General features: G+C 56.6%; 13 protein-coding genes and 4 pseudogenes. 3 read left to right on the forward strand and 14 right to left on the reverse strand.

The window, feature by feature from the left end; genetic code table 11:
- The first annotated feature begins 55 nt into the window (after window positions 1–55).
- Entirely contained in the window at window positions 56–1255 is a 1200-nt protein-coding gene (locus ACJ8M3_RS06115; RefSeq protein WP_033650443.1) for a multidrug efflux MFS transporter, read from the forward strand.
- A gap of 172 nt (window positions 1256–1427) precedes the next feature.
- Here the strand turns inward: ACJ8M3_RS06115 and ACJ8M3_RS06120 are convergent, their stop codons facing one another.
- The 4 genes from ACJ8M3_RS06120 to ACJ8M3_RS06135 form a co-directional block, all read right to left on the reverse strand.
- The gene (locus ACJ8M3_RS06120) at window positions 1428–1919 is read right to left on the reverse strand and encodes a nuclear transport factor 2 family protein (protein WP_033643018.1); all 492 of its coding nucleotides are present in this window, start codon (window positions 1917–1919) and stop codon (window positions 1428–1430) included.
- Window positions 1920–1928: 9 nt separating this feature from the next.
- On the reverse strand, window positions 1929–2381 hold the full coding sequence (locus ACJ8M3_RS06125) for a MoaF-related domain-containing protein (protein ID WP_099783007.1): 453 nt from the start codon (window positions 2379–2381) through the stop codon (window positions 1929–1931).
- A 310-nt stretch (window positions 2382–2691) separates the two neighbouring features.
- Window positions 2692–3126 carry a glyoxalase/bleomycin resistance/dioxygenase family protein gene (locus ACJ8M3_RS06130; RefSeq protein ID WP_047026144.1) on the reverse strand — a complete coding sequence of 145 codons (435 nt, stop codon included), beginning with the start codon at window positions 3124–3126 and terminating at the stop codon, window positions 2692–2694.
- Between the two features lie 18 nt (window positions 3127–3144).
- Window positions 3145–4014 (reverse strand): helix-turn-helix domain-containing protein, encoded by an 870-nt coding sequence (locus ACJ8M3_RS06135; protein WP_033643016.1) that lies wholly within the window; start codon window positions 4012–4014, stop codon window positions 3145–3147.
- Between the two features lie 178 nt (window positions 4015–4192).
- On the opposite strand from ACJ8M3_RS06135, the gene ACJ8M3_RS06140 reads away from it, so the two are divergent.
- Window positions 4193–5110: a DMT family transporter gene (locus tag ACJ8M3_RS06140; protein ID WP_033643015.1), complete on the forward strand. Its 918-nt coding sequence runs from the start codon at window positions 4193–4195 to the stop codon at window positions 5108–5110.
- A 54-nt stretch (window positions 5111–5164) separates the two neighbouring features.
- Window positions 5165–6061 carry a PhzF family phenazine biosynthesis protein gene (locus ACJ8M3_RS06145; RefSeq protein WP_089197025.1) on the forward strand — a complete coding sequence of 299 codons (897 nt, stop codon included), beginning with the start codon at window positions 5165–5167 and terminating at the stop codon, window positions 6059–6061.
- 48 nt (window positions 6062–6109) lie between these two features.
- On the opposite strand, the gene ACJ8M3_RS06150 is transcribed toward ACJ8M3_RS06145, so the two are convergent.
- From ACJ8M3_RS06150 to ACJ8M3_RS06195, 10 genes and pseudogenes are all read right to left on the reverse strand, one after another.
- Entirely contained in the window at window positions 6110–6463 is a 354-nt protein-coding gene (locus ACJ8M3_RS06150) for a hypothetical protein (RefSeq protein WP_089197024.1), read from the reverse strand.
- Between the two features lie 141 nt (window positions 6464–6604).
- A pseudogene (locus tag ACJ8M3_RS06155) lies at window positions 6605–6838 on the reverse strand (RHS repeat-associated core domain-containing protein); the annotation flags it as partial.
- Window positions 6839–6925: 87 nt separating this feature from the next.
- Window positions 6926–7192, reverse strand: coding sequence for an immunity protein TriTu family protein (locus ACJ8M3_RS06160; protein ID WP_071845145.1), 267 nt, complete (start codon window positions 7190–7192; stop codon window positions 6926–6928).
- 19 nt (window positions 7193–7211) lie between these two features.
- Window positions 7212–7493 (reverse strand): annotated as a pseudogene (locus ACJ8M3_RS06165) (RHS repeat-associated core domain-containing protein); the annotation flags it as partial.
- Window positions 7494–7601: 108 nt separating this feature from the next.
- Entirely contained in the window at window positions 7602–8078 is a 477-nt protein-coding gene (locus tag ACJ8M3_RS06170; protein ID WP_089197023.1) for a hypothetical protein, read from the reverse strand.
- Between the two features lie 394 nt (window positions 8079–8472).
- Window positions 8473–8952: pseudogene (locus ACJ8M3_RS06175) on the reverse strand (RHS repeat-associated core domain-containing protein); the annotation flags it as partial.
- A gap of 44 nt (window positions 8953–8996) precedes the next feature.
- Window positions 8997–9608 (reverse strand): hypothetical protein, encoded by a 612-nt coding sequence (locus ACJ8M3_RS06180; RefSeq protein ID WP_145957724.1) that lies wholly within the window; start codon window positions 9606–9608, stop codon window positions 8997–8999.
- Between the two features lie 10 nt (window positions 9609–9618).
- Window positions 9619–10738, reverse strand: a pseudogene (locus tag ACJ8M3_RS06185) (RHS repeat-associated core domain-containing protein); the annotation flags it as partial.
- Between the two features lie 148 nt (window positions 10739–10886).
- The gene (locus ACJ8M3_RS06190; protein ID WP_016927808.1) at window positions 10887–11240 is read right to left on the reverse strand and encodes a hypothetical protein; all 354 of its coding nucleotides are present in this window, start codon (window positions 11238–11240) and stop codon (window positions 10887–10889) included.
- Window positions 11241–11243: 3 nt separating this feature from the next.
- Complete coding sequence (locus tag ACJ8M3_RS06195) at window positions 11244–15542, reverse strand: RHS repeat-associated core domain-containing protein (RefSeq protein WP_089197022.1); 4299 nt, start codon at window positions 15540–15542, stop codon at window positions 11244–11246.
- Window positions 15543–15567 lie beyond the last annotated feature (25 nt).

The following is a 15567-nucleotide window of genomic DNA, read 5'->3' on the forward strand; positions in this document are numbered from 1 at the left end:
TTATTATTATTTTGCTTAACAAATCCCTCCTCATTCAACGTGGTACGATAAGCCGATGGAAGCGTGGAAAGTCAATCTGATCTCGGTCTGGCTCGGGTGTTTCTTCACCGGGCTGGCGATGAGCCAAATCCTCCCTTTTCTGCCGCTGTACGTCGAACAACTTGGCGTCAGCGATCATCAATCCCTCAGCCTGTGGTCCGGGCTGGTATTCAGCGGCACCTTTTTGGTCTCGGCGGTGGTGTCGCCGCTGTGGGGCAGCCTGGCCGACCGCAAAGGCCGTAAGCTGATGCTGCTGCGCGCTTCGCTGGGCATGGCGATCGTCATCGCGCTGCAGGGGCTGGCCACTAACGTGTGGCAGCTGTTCGCGCTGCGCGCCCTGATGGGGCTGACGTCCGGCTATATTCCCAACGCCATGGCGCTGGTCGCCTCGCAGGCGCCGCGCGATAAAAGCGGCTGGGCGCTGGGCACGCTCTCGACCGGGCAGATCTCCGGCGTGATCGCCGGGCCGCTGCTGGGCGGGTTGATGGCCGACCATCTGGGGCTGCGGGTGGTGTTTTTCGTCACTTCCGGGCTGATGTTCGTCAGCTTCCTGGTGACGCTGTTCCTGATTAAAGAGCGGCGCATCACGGTGAAAAAAGCGGATCAGCTGAGCGGCAAGGCGGTATTCCGGTCGCTGCCCTATCCGGCGCTGATCGTCACCCTGTTCGTTTGCACCCTGATGATCCAGCTGGCCAACTCCTCCATCAGCCCGATCCTGACGCTGTTCATTCGCGAACTGTCGGGCAACGTCAGCAATATCGCCTTCGTCAGCGGCATGATCGCCGCCGTGCCCGGCATCGCGGCGCTGATCTCCGCGCCGCGCCTCGGGCGGCTCGGCGATCGCATCGGCACCGCGCGCATTCTGATCGCCGCGCTGCTGTTCACCACCGGCCTGTTCGCCGTGATGGCCTGGGTGAATACGCCGCTGCAGCTGGGCATTCTGCGCTTTCTGCTGGGCTTCGCCGATGGCGCGCTGATGCCGGCGGTGCAGGCGCTGCTGCTGAAGTATTCCTCCGATCAGGTGACCGGGCGCATCTTCGGCTATAACCAGTCATTTATGTATCTGGGCAACGTGGTCGGCCCGCTGCTGGGTTCGGGCATTTCGGCGATGATGGGGTTCCGTTGGGTGTTCGCCGTGACGGCGGTATTGGTGCTGTTCAATGCGCTGCAGCTGCGCCATCAGTTCAAAAAAGTGCAGCCTAAACGCGCGGGATAGCGGGGAATGCGAGGGAAGCGCCTCAAGCAGTGGCGGGACAATGACGCCCATCAACCGTGCCGCCACTGCCAAAGGCGGCCGTAGCCTACTCGACGCGATGAACGTTTGGTATTTATGTAAGTAAATAAAGTGTTGCAGGCGCGTAGAGGGCCGCCGCAGCGGCCCTTTTGCATCAGAACATGGTGTTGTCGTTGGCCGATTTTTCCGGCACATCCTGATTGACGTCCCAATGCTCGGTGATTTTCCCCTGATCGTTCACCCGATAAATATCCACGCTGGCAGTGCCGCGATCCTGCGGGTTATTTTGATATTTGACGTGAACGTAGACCAGATCGCCGTTGACCGCGCTGCGGTATATTTTAGCGCTGTACTGCGGGTTGTCTTTGAAGGTCTGGCTGAAGAAATCGAGGAACGGCTTGATGCCGTCGCCGACGAACGGGTTATGCTGCTTGTAGTTTTCCACAATCAGCTTCCGCGCCACGCCGATGTCATGGCGGTTGAAGAAGCCCGCGTACAGATCTTCCACCACCTTCAGCTTTTGCTGAGCATGATGATAACCGCCCTTGCCGGCCGATTTGTAAGACGCCGCCTGATCCGTTGACAGCGCCGGGTAACTCGCCAGCAGGCCGCCGACGATCGCACAGGTGATCAATGCCTTTTTCATAACTGTTCCTTAGTTTCCTGAGTGACCTACAATTTTCAGCTGCCCTTTCAGATGGGTGAAGCTGCCGTCCTTGGCGGCGATGTTGGTGTACACCTCGCCGCGCTCGAAGTCCTCGATATGCGTCACGTTGTCGCCGGACTGCGGCTCATGCCAGTAGACCATGTAGACCTTCGGCCGAATTTCCACCGCGGTGTACTGCACGGTATCGGTGATGCCCTGCGACGCCTCGCCGATGCCGGTGAAGGTCATGGTCTTGTCATCGGTAAAATCCAGCTTGAAGGCGAAATCGCCAAAGGTCACCTGCACCACTTTACCAACCGCAATAAACTGCCCGTGTTTTTCCGTCATCGTCGCCGCCTTACTGTTTGTCAGGGAGGTTTGCGCCGCCGTAGCGGCAGGCAATGCCAGGGGGAAAGTCAGGGCTATCGCCAGCGCGATACCCGTTCGCTTCACTGTTTTCATCGTTCCTTCTCCTTTCCGTGGTTGAAAACGAGAATCATTATTATTTCTTAACGGTTAGCGGAAATATAAGAATAATCTCTATTCCCATCAGGCACCTGACGACGCCAAAAGAGGGTAAAAAATCGCCGTGAAATGGCGTGGCAATAGCGCGTTCTGACCCTTGGTTTTTACGCAATGAACGGGATTACTGTTTTCAGGATGAGGGATAGCTCGGGGATTCGGTAGGTCTATAGCGCAGATAGCTTTAAGCTAATGCGAATTTGTTCTTAAGCCGCCCGCCGCAGGGAAACGGTGGCGGGCGGCGCGGCGTTTAACGCAGCCAGGGCGTATAGGTGACGCCAACCAGCAATCCTTCCGGGCTGAGCAACCGGGTAACGCTTTGCCCCCACGGCTCTTCACGGTTGGCGACCAGCAGCCGATAACCGCGATCGATTAGCCCTTGGGTGGCTATCGCCATGTCGGCCACGTCAAATTCGATCCACGCCTGCGGCGCCGCGAGATCCGCCGGCCAGCGCTCGTCGCCAAAACAGGACTGCGCCGCCTGCGCCAGCGGCCACAGGGCGAAGTGTTTCACCCCGTCCAGCGCGCCCTGCTCGGCCAGCAGATAGCTCTCGTTGCCCGGCATCGGCTTGAGCGGCAACCCCAGCGCCTCGACATAAAACGCCTTGCTCGCGTCGCTCTCACGCGTGATGGGCCCGAATCCGGCGACAAACAACACGCCCAGGCCCGCAAATTGTTGATCCATGCTTGCACTCCCTTCCGGTTAGCGCCCCTGCCGCACCTGCAGCGGAGCAAATCCATAGGCCGCCTTGAAGCGGTTGCTGAAATGGCTGGCGGAGCTGAAGCCGCACGCCAGCGCGATCTCGGTGATCGGCTGTTGGCTATGCCGCAACAGCTGTTCCGCCCGTTGCAGCCGCGCGCGCATCACGAACTGGTGCGGCGCCAGGCCGGTGGCGTGCTTGAACATGCGGGCGAAGTGGTACTCGCTCAATCCGGCCTGCGCCGCCAGATCGGCCAGCAGCAGCGGCCGATCGAGATGGCTTGCGATATATTCCCGCACCCGCCTGGCTACCGCGGGGGCCAGGCCGCCGCGCGCCTGCGGCAGCGTCCACTGCAGCTGGCTGTAGCGTTGGATCAGGTGCGACATCAGCAGGTTCGACGCGCTGCTGAGCGCCAGCAGATTGGCGCTGTCACGCCAGTCGCAGTTAAGCAAAAACTGGCGATACAGCAGCGTAATTTGCGGATCTTCGCCAAAGCTACGCGGCTCTACGTTGATCGCCGCCGGGCTGCGATCCCAGGTTTGCTCCGCCAGCCGGCGCAAATGCCCGTCGGTGCAATACAGATGCACGAACGACAGATCGCTGCGCACATCCCAGGTAGATGCATACTGGCGCGGCATGATGCAGAACCGATCCGGCCCGCCGCCGTTGCGCCAGCCGCCCGGCACCTGCTGGTAGCACTCATAGCCGTCGGCGACGTACAGGCTCAGGGTATGGTGGTCGGCGCTCTCCTGCGTGACGCGATCGTTGCAGTTGGACCAGGCCGCCAGCTCCACGCCGGTGCCCAGCAGCACGCGGCCGTGCAACCGCGCTTTATGCTCACGCAGTGTTTCAAACGCCTGATAGTTGGACATCGCCGGCCCCGTTGTTCGACATGCCGACAGTGTAAAGAGTGGCGCCTCGGCATGCCAGCGGCCGCCCCGCGCTTTTGGCAAAAAAAGCGCAAGAATATGCAACTGGGCGCAAGGCGCTGCAAGCGCGGCCGCACGCCAAAGCGGATACTGCGCCATCGGTTTTTTCGGAGTGAATAGAATGAATGCGCTGTTGTACCTCGCCGTGGTGCTGATTTGGGGCACCACCTGGATTGCGATCACCCTGCAACAGGAAGGCCCGGTGGCCATTCCTGTCTCGATCGCTTACCGCTTCGCCATTTCCGCCGCGGTGATGTTCGCCGTGCTGTTGCTAACGCGCCGTCTGCGCCGCATCGCCCCGCGCGATCATTTGTTCTGCGTGTTGCAGGGCTGCTGCGTGTTCGGTTTCAACTTCTTCTGCTTTTACCACGCGGCGGCTTATATCAGCAGCGGGCTGGAATCGGTGATCTTCTCGATGGCGGTGCTGTTCAATGCCCTCAACAGCCTGCTGTTTTTCCGCCAGCGCCCCAGCCCCAACCTGCTGCCGGCGGCGCTGCTGGGGTTGACCGGCATCGTGGCGCTGTTCTGGCAAGACCTGGCCGCCACCCGCATGGCGCCGGAGCTGCTCAAAGGCATCGGTCTGAGCGCGCTCGGCACCTACGGCTTCTCGCTGGGCAATATGATCAGCGCGCGTCATCAGCGCCGCGGGCTGGATATTTTTTCCACCAACACCTACGCCATGACCTACGGCGCGATGCTGATGGCGCTGATCGCCCTGGCGCAGGGCGCATCGTTCCAGATCGAATTCAGCAGCCGCTATATCGGCTCCCTGCTGTACCTGGCTGTCTTCGGATCGGTGATCGCCTTCGCCGCCTACTTCAGCCTGCTCGGCCGCATCGGCGCTGGCGCGGCGGCTTACAGCACCCTGCTGTTCCCGCTGGTGGCGCTGACCATCTCGACGATCTACGAAGGCTACCAGTGGCACTTCAACGCCGTGCTGGGGCTGTGCCTGATTCTGCTGGGCAACCTGGTGATGTTCGCCAAGCCGGGGCTGAGGTGGCGACGGGCAGGTATGCCAAAACAAAATTCAACCCTTTGAAGCCATTGGCGAATATCGTTATCATCAGGTTTTGTTGATAACGGATGATGGCCAATGCTCAGAAGCGATGATGTGATTCCCCGCGCCTACAAACAGGTGGACGTTTTCACCGCCACGCCGCTGCTCGGTAATCCCGTGGCGGTGGTGCTGGAAGCCGAAGGGCTGAACGACGCGCAGATGCTGGCATTGGCCCGTTGGACCAACCTTTCGGAAACCACCTTTGTGCTTAAACCGACGCACCCGGCGGCGGATTATAAGGTGCGCATCTTCACTACCGAAAAGGAGCTGCCCTTCGCCGGCCACCCGACGCTGGGCACCGCACACGCCCTGCTGGAAGCCGGATTGGCGCCTAAACGCCCCGGAACGGTGATGCAGGAATGCGGCGTCGGCCTGGTGGCAATCAATATCCTGCCGGAAGGCGCATTGGCGTTCGCCGCGCCCGAAGTCAGTTTTCGCGCGATGGCGGTTGAGGAAACAGAACGGCTGATGGCCGCTTTACAGCCGGCGGTGATTGAAGCCGATACCCTGCCGGTTATTGTCAACATGGGCATCCGCTGGCTGATGATGCGCCTGCCGGATGCGCAATCTTGCCTGGCGGTGATGCCGGATCAGGCCATGATCGAACGGTTGCAAACCGCCTGTGATGTGGATGGCGTAGTGATTTATGGCGCCTGTTCTGCGGCCGAACCGGCAGATTACGAAATGCGCGCATTTATGGTGGAATGCGGCGCCTTGATCGAAGATCCGGTAACGGGCAGCGCCAACGCCTGCCTGGCGCGCTTGCTGAAGGCCAACCGCTTCCCCGACGGCGACCGAACCGCGCAGGGCTACCTGGTGCGCCAGGGCACCCAACTGAAGCGAGATGGCCGCGTGAGCGTGCGCTTTATTGACGGCGAGCCCTGGATCGGCGGGCAGTGCTGCACCCTGATTAACGGCACATTGGGTATTTAGTATGCCTCCTACCGTTTCGAACTTTTTCTGCGGCACAAAATGCCGCCATTATTCATACAATATTTTAAAACTACCTGTAACATCGAAAACATGATCATAGGTACTTAACGCAACCCTTGCTTTTCCTGAACTGTATTCCTCCAGCAGGTCAAAGCTTGACTCTGAATACTTCTCATAAGGATAGTCATCGACTTTATAGATAGACATCCTTTCTATATCACTAAAAAAGAACTCTATTTTCACATCAGCCTCATTCAAAACCTCTAACTCGCATGCTGATGACGAAAGCAACGCTTTAATTTTAAATGTGAAAGGAGAAAGACTCACTTCATGTTCAGAGATAATCAAGGCATCTCGCCCTTGAATGAACCCATACTTAGTCTTTATTGCTTGCACCTTCATCTTTAGCTCACTCTCTACTTAAATGATAACTAAGAAAGACATTGCGCTGTATATTCCAGACAAGCTAGTCGTCATATCGGTTAATTTCAATACCGCACTTTTCAGAAGCATTTTATCCCCTGGGAGTTGGTCTCTTCTGCTACTCAATCCCAGCGGATCCACCCACATCCGCGGGTTCGTAGTAGCTGAACTGTAGTGCAGACCGCTTTCGTCGTCCTGATATTGCCCGGCGTAGCACAGCGGCTTCTGGTATTGCGCGCCCTGCCGCTTCGCCGCGTTGGTTACTTCCAGCGGCGCGCTATTCAGATCGGTTTGATACCAGTAAATATCCGCCGAGCGGCTGTCACCCGCCTGCTCCAACGCCGCCAGCGGGCTCGCCGCATCGTTATTCAAAAGTCCATCAGTGCATAAAGCCGAGCATTTAAAATTAGTATGTCAAAATCAGATCAATAATCTTTATAACTAAGTTCTAAGCAACGATACAAACTCTTTAAATGCTTCTATTACAGTTTCCTCGTCTGATAATTCTCTTCGTTCATTAATTATATAGTTCCCGGTTTCAACATCAATGATCTCCAACATACAAGATGCATCATCCCACACCGTAAAACGCGCAATCTTCGTATCGTCATCTATATCAACAACCAGACTATCTGTAAAATCATTAGCATTGTACTTAACTTCATAATGGCTATTGGATAAGATACAATCACTTATTTTTTTGAGCATGTTGAAGTTCCCGTTGTGCTGTTGTGCTTTGCACAACCTTACCTGTGGAAACCTTTTTTTCATATTCTGCCGGTCCCATCCAGCGACCAACAGTAACCTCAGTCAACCCATACGGGTCCATCCACATCAGCGGGTTCGGCGCATACTGATACAGGTTCAACCCGCCGCGCAGCCCTATCGGATCCTGCGTGGTGAAACGCCCCACCTCGGGTTCGTAGTAACGGAACAGGTTGTAGTGCAGGCCGCTTTCGTCGTCCTGATATTGCCCGGCGTAGCGCAGCGGTTGCTGATATTTCGCGCCCTGCCGCTTCGCCGTGCCGGCTATCGTCTGGCCCTGCAACTTGCCAGCTTAGCTCATCATTTCATAGAAATAAACTTTCATCTATGCCACTCACTTTCGTTTAAAGCCTCACCAACTTTTTTCATTTTTTATAGATATGTTATTGTTAGTTATATCAAAAAAGATATAGAAACCCAGCGTAGATTGAAAATAAACACATTTGCCAGCCTCTATAACGTTAACAAAAGGATTAGATGTTGTTGAGTACATGGACCATTTTAATCTATTAGTTCCATCTGTACGTGCAATAAACCCTTCATTGCCCATTTCACCCTCACCACATAACAAGAAATCACCGTCAGGAAGTTGCACTTTGTTATTCACTTGAATCTCTGACCACACCTCGTCATACTGTTCAATCAATGCATTCAAGGTTGTCTCATTACCTAATAAGACTTTATACTCTTTATTAAAGGTGCCTTTGAATTTATAATTCATCTCGAATTCAATATCTATTTCCCTTACAACACCTACATCATTAATGATTACATCTAATCCGACTAGTTGATTGTTTTCCCACTTACTCTGCATTTCTTTAGCTATCATTTGCAACTCCCCATTTTTTTGTTCTTGCTAACAATTGTTGGCTTCTTAGGTGTTCCAGTTGCTGGTAACTGGACCCTAGGAACATCAGAATTCTTAGGTTTAGAGTTCAGTTTTTTATTGAGATTACTCCCATACGTACCTCCAGTTGCTGGTGGTGGTAACGGATCAGATAAATTGACCCTCTTAATTGGTACAGATTCTACATTAGCCATTTGCGCTGCATATAACCTGCGGTTGTCTAGAGAGACTAATTGCCCATCTACTTCGGCAACATTTAATGGTCCACTTCGATTCCAATCCCAATTATTATTAGACATATCAGTATATATCCAGTTACGTTATCAGATATATATGCTTGAGAATAATTTAACGACGAAGGATTAACCCATTCAATACTCAACCCCAGCGGATCCACCCACATCAGCGGGTTCGGCGCATACTGATAAAGGTTCAGCCCGCCTTCCAACCCTATCGGATCCTGCGTGGTGAAACGCCCCACCTCGGGTTCGTAGTAGCGGAACAGGTTGTAGTGCAGGCCGCTTTCGTCGTCCTGATATTGTCCGGCGTAGCGCAGCGGCTGCTGATATTGCGCACCCTGCCGCTTCGCCGCGCCGGCCACCGTCTGGCCCTGCAGCTTGCCGAAGGTGTCGTATTGCCCGGACCAGCACAGGTTGCCCGCCGCGTCGGTCACTTCCAGCGGCGCGCTGTTCAGATCGGTGTGATACCAGTAAATATCCGCCGAGCGGCTGTCGCCCGCCTGCTCCAGCGCCGCCAGCGGGCTCCACGGGCTGGCCGGATCGTAGATCCAGCTGCGGCGGCTGCCGTCGTCGCGCTGCTCCTGCAGCAACCGGTAGCCCTGCCACAGGAAGCATGTAAATAACTAAAGTCGCCCTGTCAATTAAGAATCAACTTAATATCCTAGCGAGGATATATAACAACCTTTCCCTTATTGTTATTAAAATAAATTTCACTAATTTTACCATCATCATAAACACATGATAAAATAACATATGGTAAAGGAGAGTAATTACTTACCGTCAATATACTATCGATTCTGCCATCTTTATAAAAGTAATGATAACCAGATAAATTGCCATCATCATTTGCAAAAAAAGCTTTAGATGGCTGCCCTTGAGAGTTTAAAAAAACTCTACTTATAGCTAAATAGTTGCCCTTTACATCCTGTCTTATTTCAAGAACCTCATCACCATCTCTAATGACATAAGATGTATCCGCCACAACTCCTTTTGAGTTATAGCTGTCGATTTTATTTACAAGGCCATCATTTGAAAAATAGCAATATGCATTACTTTTGTTCTTAGGCTCTTTACTCAATATTTCTCCGGTTTTAAAGCCGGTTAACTCATTGTAAAATGGAATAATACTAAAGGCATTAGTTTTAGACCAAGATACAACCTTTGATTCCGTATGGCTAATAGAAGATATTTTTTCAGCTAATAGCTCTTCATTCGAAAAAAGAGACTGCACTTCATCTAAATCAGCCCTTATACCATCAGCTACTTCTTTCATTTTATCACCATTATAAAGTAGGGATTCTACCATTTGCAAGAGGAAATACCTTACCTCCCTCAAGCTCACTTTTTATTTGCTTAAGAGAAGATAAGAACTCTTTATCCGTCTGACTGTTAATAAGTTTATCATAAACATATTGTTTATATGCATTGCCATGTATCCCATTGCCTTTGTGGGCAGTCGTTAAAGTACCTTCTATACGGTCAGCCCTAGTATTAGGAAGCCAAACTCCATTCTTTGAATTATTAATATCAATATCGAGATCATCCATTCGTTTTCTTAATGCAACCATTCGGGCATCAGAAGAGTTGGACATTATAATATGGTGCGCATCATATTTCCCTCCCCCCATAGGTTGTGGCCCCAGATTTCGGGCAAGCTTAGCTGCATCAGTCGAGCAACTCATCAACCCCAACGGATCCACCCACATCAGCGGGTTCGGCGCATACTGATAAAGGTTCAGCCCGCCGCGCAACCCTATCGGATCCTGCGTGGTGAAACGCCCCACCTCGGGTTCGTAGTAACGGAACAGGTTGTAGTGCAGGCCGCTTTCGTCATCCTGGTATTGCCCGGCGTAGCGCAGCGGCTGCTGATATTGCGCGCCCTGCAGCTTGCCGAAGGTGTCGTATTGCCCGGACCAGCACAGGTTGCCCGCCGCGTCGGTCACTTCCAGCGGCGCGCTGTTCAGATCGGTGTGATACCAGTAAATATCCGCCGAGCGGCTGTCGCCCGCCTGCTCCAGCGCCGCCAGCGGGCTCCACGGGCTGGCCGGATCGTAGCTCCAGCTGCGGCGGCTGCCCTCGTCGCGCTGCTCCTGCAGCAACCGGTAGCCCTGCCACAGGAAACGGGTCGTCTGTTCGGTTTTGCCCTTGTAGCGCACCGCCTTGCGGCTGCGGCGGCCCAGCGCGTCGTAATGATACTGCGCCTCGAATTCGCCCTGCGGGCCGCGACCGTGCGCCTGCACCAGCCGGTTGTCGGCGTCGTAGCGGTAGTGCTGTTCATACAGGCCGTTGCGCCGGCTGATCAGGTTGCCCTGCGCTCGCCCAGCAGGTTATCCGCCAGATCGTACACCAGCCGCGCGCCCGCTTTGCCTGATTGGGTTCGCGGTGTTGCAGCAGGCGGCCTTTGATGCAACTAACAATCTAATGTTTTTACTCTTCCTTTTTTATTTTTAAAGAACCTAATATCTCCTTTTCAAGCTTTGATCTTATATCTCATATTTAATGCTGCACACTAAAGAGCCCCAAAGAAAGGATCCTTTCGACAGCTTGTCGGTCACTCTTCTTCGATGCACTCATCACTTATGATCGATAATCCATCAAGTTGATTAAACGCATTCTTCAAGAATTTGTACCTGCTGAGTTTTTCTGGATTCTTCCCATTAGTGAAAGACACCTTAATTATCGTGCTAAACTCTTTGTTATCTTCCTCTAACCACTCATTAGAGTGAGGAATATAATTATCAGTAATGGTTAACTTGTCCGCATAAAGGCCAGTATATGCAAAGTAAACACCAAAATAGGAACTATCATACTCCGAGCAAGTTATATCCCATTTATCGTCCAGTAATTTGCTCGCTTCTTTTTTTGATATAACACTGCCATATTTTAAAAAATATAATTTTTTCATAATTTATCCACCACATTTACCAGGTATTCTAGTTCCCTTTCCTTTAGCCTTAACTTCAGCAGCAGACTCAAAGACCATTGCGTTCACAGGTCTACCTCCTGACATTTTGGATAATTTTTGCAATGTATCATCAATACCTAATTTCTTAGCCATTTCACTACCCATATCAATTGGTCCAGTGCGCCCTCCTTTTCCTATTCCCAACTGCTCTGCTTTTTGATATAGCTCAGGATGTGAAATAGCAACGTCAAAATCACTAACACGGCCAACATCAAATGGTTGACCTGTAGAGAAACTTACCCCCGATACGGAGCTTCCTTGCATATATGAAACTGTGCCGGGATATCCTAATTTACTCATTCCTGCCTGTAATGCTTCACCGAACTGTTTAAATTGGCCGAAACTATTAAAGCCATGTGGAACTCCTTCTACAGATAACCCCAGCGGATCCACCCACATCAGCGGGTTCGGCGCATACTGATAAAGGTTCAGCCCGCCGCGCAACCCTATCGGATCCTGCGTGGTGAAACGCCCCACCTCGGGTTCGTAGTAACGGAACAGGTTGTAGTGCAGGCCGCTTTCGTCGTCCTGATATTGCCCGGCGTAACGCAGCGGCTGCTGATATTGCGCGCCCTGCCGCTTCGCCGCGCCGGCCACCGTCTGGCCCTGCAGCTTGCCGAAGGTGTCGTATTGCCCGGACCAGCACAGGTTGCCCGCCGCGTCGGTCACCTCCAGCGGCGCGCTGTTCAGATCGGTGTGATACCAGTAAATATCCGCCGAGCGGCTGTCGCCCGCCTGCTCCAGCGCCGCCAGCGGGCTCCACGGGCTGGCCGGATCGTAGCTCCAGCTGCGGCGGCTGCCGTCGTCGCGCTGCTCCTGCAGCAACCGGTAGCCCTGCCACAGGAAACGGGTCGTCTGTTCGGTTTTGCCCTTGTAGCGCACCGCTTTGCGACTGCGGCGACCCAGCGCGTCGTAATGGTACTGCGCCTCGAATTCGCCCTGCGGGCCGCGACCGTGCGCCTGCACCAGCCGGTTGTCGGCGTCGTAGCGGTAGTGCTGTTCGTAAAGGCCGTTGCGCCGGCTGATCAGGTTGCCCCAGGCGTCGTAACGATAAAACAGTTTTTGCCAGTGCGTCAGACGATTGTCGGCGATCGGCGCCAGCGGCAGATGCGCGTCGATGTCGCTCTGCGGGCTGCGCTCGCACAGCAGGTTATCCGCCAGATCGTACACCAGCCGCGCGCCCGGTTTGCCCTGATTGGGTTCGCGGTGTTGCAGCAGGCGGCCTTCGGCGTCATAACCGTAGTGCACTTCGCCGCGCAGCGCGTCGCTCACCCCGGCCAGCTCGCCGCGGCCGGTGTAGCGATAAGCGCGCCACAGCACGCCGTCTTCCGGCCGGGTCAGTTTGTCGTGGCCAAAGGCACTGCTCTGCCAGCTGCGGCGGCCCATGGCGTCGTAACGCCGCTGCTGCTGCAGCGCGCCCTGGCTGCGGCCGGTTTCCCGGTGCAGGCGATCGCGGGTGAACTCGCTCACCACCTGCTGGTTGAATTTGATGGCGCTGGCGTGGCCGGAACCGTAATACAGCCACTGCAGGCGATCGCCCTGGGGCAGCGTCAGCGCCTGCAGGTTGGCCAGCGCATCCCATTGGTATTGCAGTTCGCCATTCACGCCCTGCTCGCCGAGCAGCCGCCCGGCGGCGTCATAGCGCATCTGCACGCTGTCCGGCTCGATGCCCAGCGCCGCGCCGCTCGCCGTCGGCAGGCGGTTCAGCTCGCGCAGCCGCCCCATGGCGTCGAAACGGTAATGCCATTCCGCGCTGGCGTTGCCGCGCCAGACCAGTTGCCCGGCCTCGTCGAAGCGGAAGCGCTGTTCGCGCTGCGTCAGCTCGCCCGCGCTGCCCGGCAGGCCGACCTCACGGTGCTCTTCCAGCAGCCCGGCCGCGCCGTAGCGATAATAGTGGCGGGTGTCGTCCGGGCGCTCTTCGGTCAGCACGCGGCCCACCGCATCGTAGCTGAAGCGGTATTCGCCGCCGTTGCCGTTCTCCAGCCGCGTCAGCCAACCCTGCGGGCTGTAGTGATAGCGCCGGGTGCGGTTGATGCGATCGGTGATGCTGACCGGCAGCCCCAGGGCGTTGTACTGCCAGCGGGTCTGGCTGCCCAGCGCGTCCTGATGTTCGGCCAGCTGGCCGTGCGCGTTCCAGTTAAAGCGCTCTTCGCCGCCGTCCGGGTGGATCAGGGTATGCAGGCGGCCGCCGTTATCCCACAGGTAGCGCGTCTGATGGCCTTCGGCATCGGTCTGCGCCGTCAGTTGCCCCAGCGCATCGTAGGTATAAGCCGTGACGCTGCCGGAACAGTCGGTGTAGCGCGTCAGCTGGCCGCGGGCGTCCCACTCCAGCTTCACTTCCCCGCCCAGCGCGTCGATCACGCTGGCCGGCAGGCTCTCTTCGTCATCCGGATAGCGGTACAGCGTGGCATTGCCCAGCGCATCGACATAACGCGTCGGGCGCCCCAGCGTGTCCCAGTGCTGCGCCTCGCTGCTGCCGTCCGGGTACGCGACGGCGAACAGCCGGCCGCTGTTGCGCGAATATTGATAGCGCGTCACGCGGCCGAGCGGGTCGGTCTCCGACAACAGGCGGCCGTAAGGGTCCCATTCGCTCTGGCGCTGCGCGCCGCCGGGCAGCAGCACGCTGCACAGCTCGCCGCGTTGGTAGATAAAACCGTAGCGGCGCTGGTCGAAATCGGTGTACTGCGCCACGTTGTCGTCGTCATCCAGCCGCCACTCCGCGCGCTTGCCGTCGCCGCGCACCGCGCTGCGGCGCCCGCCGGCGAAGTCATAGCCGAACTCAAGGGATTCTCCGGCGCTGTTGCGATAGGCCGTCACGCGCGGCACGCCGTCGATCTCTTGCCATTGGTATTCGTTCAGCAGCCCGGCGGCGTCCTGGTGGCTGATCATCAGGCCGTCGCGCCAGCCAAAGCGGCGCGTTACCTCACCGGCGCGGTTGCTCACCGTCGTCAGTTGGCCCTGCTCATCGTAACCGTAGCGCGCCAGCGTCCGTTCGCCTTCGGCGGTTTGCAGCGCCACTTCGCGCAGGCGGCCCTGCGCATAGCGGCACATCAGGCGCTGCCCGGCGCTGTCCACCAGTTCGCTCAGCAGCCCCTCGTCGTCGTAAAACAGCGAGGTGGCGTTGCCGATGGCGTCGGTGATCATGCTGAGCCGGCTCGGCTGCTCGCCCGCCAGCGGCGGGTAGTGGAAAATCTGTTCGCCGACGTCAAACAGCTGCCAGCTGCCGTCGTCGTTGTGCATCAGCCAGCATTTTTCGGCTTCGCAATAGGTTTTGTGGCCGCGCGGCACCCTGGGGAAAGCGACGAAGTCGCCGGAAGGCGCGCGCCACACCAGGCCGTCCTGATACGGCTGCAGGCTGCTCTCCCAGAACAGGTTCCAGCCGCGGCCCAGCACGCCGTCGCCGGGGTTACCGCTGCGCCAATAGCGCTGCCAGGCGACCGGCAGGCGCGATGGCAGCACGAAATCGAGATCGTCTTCGCCGTCGAGGAATTTCTGGCCGCTGACGATATCCACCGGCCGGGCGATAATGCCGACGGCGGCGGTCGCGGTCATCAGGGTGCCGGCTCGGCAGGCGATGCGCGCCAGTTTGTTGATGCCGGGCAGTTTGCCCAGCAGTTTGCCGAGCGCCCCCAGCTTGCCGGCGGCGCCGCCCACGCCGCCCACCAGGCCGGCGAACAGCAGCGTCAGATCGGAGACCTTATACAGCCAATCCGGCACTTCGGGCTTGATCGGCAAGGTGGTGACGGTGCCGCCGCCGATAAACACGTTGGGCGAACCTTCCATCACCTGCGCGTCGCAGTTGGTTTTGTCCCCCACGCGCGAGGCGGGCTGGCCGTTGATGCTGACCTTGTCGGAGCCCTGCGCCATCTGCATGCTCGGGCCGTCGTCGCTGCAGGCCACCTGGCTGTTGGTGGCGAGCGCGGCGGGTTTGCCGTTGATGAAGACGTTGGGGGAACCGGTGACGATAGTGCCTTTGGGGGTCAGGCTACCGGCACCGGCGTCGGCAATGCCGTCGCGCGCCACGGTGGCCGCCTCCCCGGTGAGATACCCCACCGCCAGGCTGGCGCCGATGAGCAGCACGCCGACGCCGATACAGGAAGCCGCCAGGCCGGCGACGAACAGCGCACCCGCCGCCACCGCGCCTGCGGCGGCGATCAGGCCGCCGACAATCGTGCCGGCAATCATGCCGGCCAGGGCATGGGAATGCCCGATAATATCGCCGACGCGAGCCGCTTCGGTCATCGTAAGTTCCTTTTACGCAAAGAGT

It is taken from the genome of Serratia sp. CY55921 (genome assembly GCF_052167655.1).
In the GTDB taxonomy this organism is placed as follows: Bacteria; Pseudomonadota; Gammaproteobacteria; order Enterobacterales; family Enterobacteriaceae; genus Serratia; species Serratia ureilytica.